4 protein-coding genes are annotated in these 4,216 nt (G+C 74.4%); 2 read left to right on the forward strand and 2 right to left on the reverse strand.

Going from position 1 to position 4,216, the window contains the following annotated elements; all coding sequences use genetic code 11:
- Nucleotides 1–591, reverse strand: a 591-nt coding sequence (locus EF903_RS29530) for a hypothetical protein (RefSeq protein ID WP_185902893.1), incomplete at its 3' end; no start/stop codon positions are given.
- A gap of 212 nt (nucleotides 592–803) precedes the next feature.
- Between EF903_RS29530 and EF903_RS29535 the strand changes: the two genes are divergently transcribed.
- The gene (locus EF903_RS29535) at nucleotides 804–1,364 is read left to right on the forward strand and encodes a hypothetical protein (protein WP_125548065.1); all 561 of its coding nucleotides are present in this window, start codon (nucleotides 804–806) and stop codon (nucleotides 1,362–1,364) included.
- Nucleotides 1,361–1,945 carry a hypothetical protein gene (locus tag EF903_RS29540; RefSeq protein WP_125548066.1) on the forward strand — a complete coding sequence of 195 codons (585 nt, stop codon included), beginning with the start codon at nucleotides 1,361–1,363 and terminating at the stop codon, nucleotides 1,943–1,945. Before EF903_RS29535 ends, EF903_RS29540 begins: the two co-directional genes overlap by 4 nt.
- A 78-nt stretch (nucleotides 1,946–2,023) precedes the next feature.
- On the opposite strand, the gene EF903_RS29545 is transcribed toward EF903_RS29540, so the two are convergent.
- On the reverse strand, nucleotides 2,024–4,216 hold a 2,193-nt coding region (locus tag EF903_RS29545), incomplete at its 5' end, for an immune inhibitor A domain-containing protein (protein ID WP_125548067.1).

The raw sequence follows: 4,216 nt of genomic DNA on the forward strand, positions 1-4,216 counted from the left end.
CGCGACTGGGGGCGGATCCAGGAGCGGTTCGTCGACCAGCCGCAGACGGCCGTGGCCGACGCCGACTCCCTCGTCACCCGCGTCATGCGGGACCGCGGCTACCCGACCGACGGCTACCGGCAGCAGCATCCCCAGCACGTCGGACTGGTGCCGGGCGCCGGCGAGGCGGGCGTCGATGCGGCCCCGGTCGATGCGCGGGTCGGTGTCGGCGACGGCCTGGAGGGAGCGCCGGCAGTCGGCCTTCCCCTCGACGCCGAGCCGCATGGCCTCCAACTCGACCGCGTCGCTGAGCGGGGAGCGGCTCAGCAGGCGGCCGTTGAGCTTGAGCCGGCCGGCCTTCTCACCCAGCCAACCGAGGGCTGCGCGCCCGGACGACAGGGGGAGGTCGAGCGCCGTCATCACCTCCCGCAGCGCGTCCCGGTCCTCCTCGGCCTCCGCGGCCAGCCGGGCGAGACGGGCCGCGGCGGGGCCGCCCCGGTGCTGCCGGGCGATGCGCCGCATCAGCTCCAGACCAGCGGTGGCGCCCGCGAGATGATCGCCCAAATAGAGGGCGAGCAGTCGTCTCGGCTCCGACTCGGAACGTTTCCTCACGGGTGCTCTCCTCTCCGGCCGCTCCGGCTCGGCCGCACGCCGGCGCGCTCGCGCGGCGCGCCCGTCCGCAGCGGCGCCTGCCCGGCCCGGCCGCCCGGAAACGCGGGCGCGGCAGTCGCGAGGCCGGAGCCCCGGCGCGGGCGGCGGGTGCGTTTCGCCGCGGCCGGCAGGGGCAGGTGCCGTGAGCTTCGACGCAAGGCCATGGAGGCACCATGTCAACGGAAACCCTCATCGCGATCATCGTGGCCTGCGCCTTGCTGCTGATCCTCATCGGCGTGGGCGTGCGGATGATGACCCGCCGACGCCGTCTGCAGCGCCGGTTCGGCCCCGAGTACGACCGCACGGTCGAGCAGTCGGGCGGCCGCAGGTCCGCGGAGCGGGAGCTGCGGAGCCGCGAACGGCGCCACGACTCCCTGGAGATCCGGGAACTCCCTCCCGAGGCGCGGGAGCAGTACGCCCGCGACTGGGGGCGGATCCAGGAGCGGTTCGTCGACCAGCCGCAGACGGCCGTGGCCGACGCCGACTCCCTCGTCACCCGCGTCATGCGGGACCGCGGCTACCCGACCGACGGCTACCGGCAGCAGCTCCAGGACCTGTCGGTGGAACACGGCCGCACTCTGGAGCACTACCGCAGCGCCCACGACGTACACATCCGCAGCGGCGCCGGAAGCGCGACCACGGAGGAACTGCGCGGGGCGATGGTGCACTACCGGGCCCTGTTCGACGAACTCCTCGTCGCCCCCGGGGGCCGGCAGCGGACGGAGGAGCCATGAACGACCACGTGACACGCGACCCCGACGACTTCGGGTCCGCGGACGAAGGCACCCGGCCCGCCGGCACGGACCGGCCGTACGGCGGGCTGAGCACCGAGGAGCTGGCGCAGCCGCGCGGCGGACCGGACACGGCCGCCGGCGGCGGGGGCGGCGCCCCCTCCTACCCGGGCGAGGCCGCCCCGCTGCCCGGATCCGAGGAGGAGGGCACGGCCGAGGACGCGGCCGAAGACACCGGTGCGGCGGGCGGAACCGGGACCGGTGCCCGCGCCGGCACCGGTGCGGACGACGCGGACGACGCGGACCGGGGCGGCGGCCAGCGGCTGATGCCGGAGTCCGAGGCCGCGGACTTCCGGGAGCGGTGGAGCCGCATCCAGAGCGACTTCGTCGACGACCCGCGGGAGTCCGTCCGGGAGGCCGACGAGCTGGTGGCGGCCGTCATGCAGCACCTGGCCGGCACGTTCGCCTCCCACAAGGAGGAGTTGGAGAAGCAGTGGGGCAGCGGCGAGGAGGTCGCAACCGAGGACCTCAGGCTGGCCTTCCGGCGCTACCGCTCCTTCTTCGACCGCCTGCTCACCACCTGAGCCCCGATACCGCCGCCCGGCGGCCCGCCGGCCCGACGAGGCCGACGGGCCGCCCCCGTCAGGGGCCCGCGACCCGGGTCAGGACGACGGGCTGACCTGCACCGTTGCCAGCGCGCCCCCGGCGGCCTCCTTCACCACCGCGATCCGCGTCCCCGTGTCGGGCACCTTCACCCCGACCTGCGGCAGGTCCGGGTGCCAGTAGGAGCCGCGGCGGTCGTCGAAGACGGACACGCCCGGCCGCGCCGGGACCACCGTCGGCGTCCCCGCCTTGTGGAGCACGATCCGGTCCGAGGCCCGCAGCGAGAACGGCGCGTCGAACGTCTGGGCCCGGGCGTTCAGCAGCGAGCCGTCCGCGTGCCGCAGCGGCTCCGGCCGGGCGTCGACCGGCAGCAGCATGCCGGCGCCCGGGTGCGCCTTCGTGGTGTTGTCGCTGTAGGCCGTGTCCCACAGCCAGATCAGCACGCCCTGCTGGTACGGGTAGAACTCCACCCGGTCGCCGGTGAACCCGAAGTTGTACGGGCCCGTCTTCAGGTACGCCCCGTACCCGGTGTGCCGGCGGTTCTCGACCAGGTACGCGCGCGGGTGCTCCGCACTGCCCGTACGCCCCTCCGTGCGCGACCACTTGACCGCCGTCCAGCCGTTCGCGCCCTGCTCCGCGCCGTCGCGCAGCACCTCGCGGCCGTCCGCCGTGATCCGGATGTCGTCGAACGCGACGCCCTTGCCATGGGTGTTGCCGTCGGAGGTCACCCGCAGCCGCAGCCGGAAGGAGGTGCCCGCGAACCGGTCCAGCGGGACGGACAGCTCCGCCCAGCCGCCCGAGGTGCCGGAGACGCCCTTCGCGGGGATCGGCGCCCCGCCGACCGCGCCCGGCAGGGCCGTCCACACCGCGCCGTCGGTGGAGGCCTCCACCGTCAGGAAGTCGAAGTCCTGCTCGATGTCGTACCAGACGCGGGCGTCCAGCCGGGCCGGCCGGCCCGCGGCCGCCCCCGTCAGGTCGACCGTCCTGCCGAGGGTGTTGTCCATGAGGTCCCCGGTGCCGCTCCACCACTGGCTCGCGCCCTCGTACGGCTCGGCCAGCTCGGTGCGCGTTACCGACGGCGGCAGGTGCACGAGCAGTGCCTGCGGGTCATCCGTGTTGTAGCCGGACACGCCGAGCACGGCGCGCGTCCTGCGCCCCGCGTCCGCCTCCGTGTAGTCGAGCCAGCCCAGCTGGAGCTTGCTCCACGGGTCGAGGTCTCCCGGGAACGCGCCGGTGGTGTTGCGGCCCTTGGCGAGGTACGAGCCGGAGGACATCAGCGACCAGTAGTTGACGCTGTTGTCGCCGTCCGAGCTGTACAGGTCGGGCAGGCCCAGGTCGTGGCCGTACTCGTGGGCGAACAGGCCGGCGCCGCTGTTCTCGCCGCCCGTCAGGTAGTCGCCCGCCCAGATGCCGCTGGCGCCGACGGGCGTGCCGCCCGCCTTGTTGCCGTCGGGCCCGGCACTGCCGGCCCGGTCCCAGTAGGCGAACCAGCGGTGCGCCCAGACGGCGTCCTTGCCCTGGGCGCCGCCGCCCCACGTCTGGTCCTTGCCGGCGTGCACGATCACCAGGTGGTCGAGGTAGCCGTCCGGCTCGTCGAAGTTGCCGTCGCGGTCGGCGTCGTAGCGGTCCCACACGTCGTACTCGGCGAGCTGCGCCTTGATCTGCTCCGGCGTGCGGCCCTTGGCGCGCTCGGCGTCGTACCAGGCGGCGGTGGCGTCGCGGACCATGTCCCAGTTGGTGCGGCACTGGCCCGGCTCGGAGCAGTTGTCGGTGCCGTAGCGGGCCTCGTTCCAGGGGAGCCGCACCCAGTCGGTGACGTGCCCGTCCATGTCGTAGCGCCCGGAGGACTGGAGGCGGTAGTAGGCCCGGACGGACGCCGACCGGGGCTCGGTGGAGAAGAACTGCTCCTGGTAGTAGGCCCGGTCGAAGTCCTTCCGCCACAGGGTGTGGTTGTCCTCGCGGGACGGCTTGCCGATCGTGTTGTGGCGGGGGCCGGGGGTCCCGCCGAAGCGGGGCTTGCCCTCGAACTCGGTCGTGTTGTCCACCTGGTCACCGAACTCGGCGAGGATGACGAAGACCTTGTCCTTGCGCTCTCGGGCGAGTTCGACGTACCGGTCGCCGACCTTGGCCTGACGGGGCACGGTGCCCGGGCGCCGCTGCTCCCGGAGCCCGGCGGCCCCGCCGGCGGCGATGCCTTCGAGCGCCTGGCGGCGCAGGGCCTGGCGCTCCTGCTCCGGCGGGGCGGGCGGCGG

Source organism: Streptomyces sp. WAC05292 (assembly GCF_003949955.1).
In the GTDB taxonomy this organism is placed as follows: domain Bacteria; phylum Actinomycetota; class Actinomycetes; order Streptomycetales; family Streptomycetaceae; genus Streptomyces; species Streptomyces globosus.

Bases quoted from the DNA above. Each gene is read 5' to 3' on its own strand.
- EF903_RS29535 (WP_125548065.1), top strand. From the start codon at position 804: ATGTCAACGGAAACCCTCATCGCGATCATCGTGGCCTGCGCCTTGCTG.
- EF903_RS29540 (WP_125548066.1), top strand. From the start codon at position 1,361: ATGAACGACCACGTGACACGCGACCCCGACGACTTCGGGTCCGCGGAC.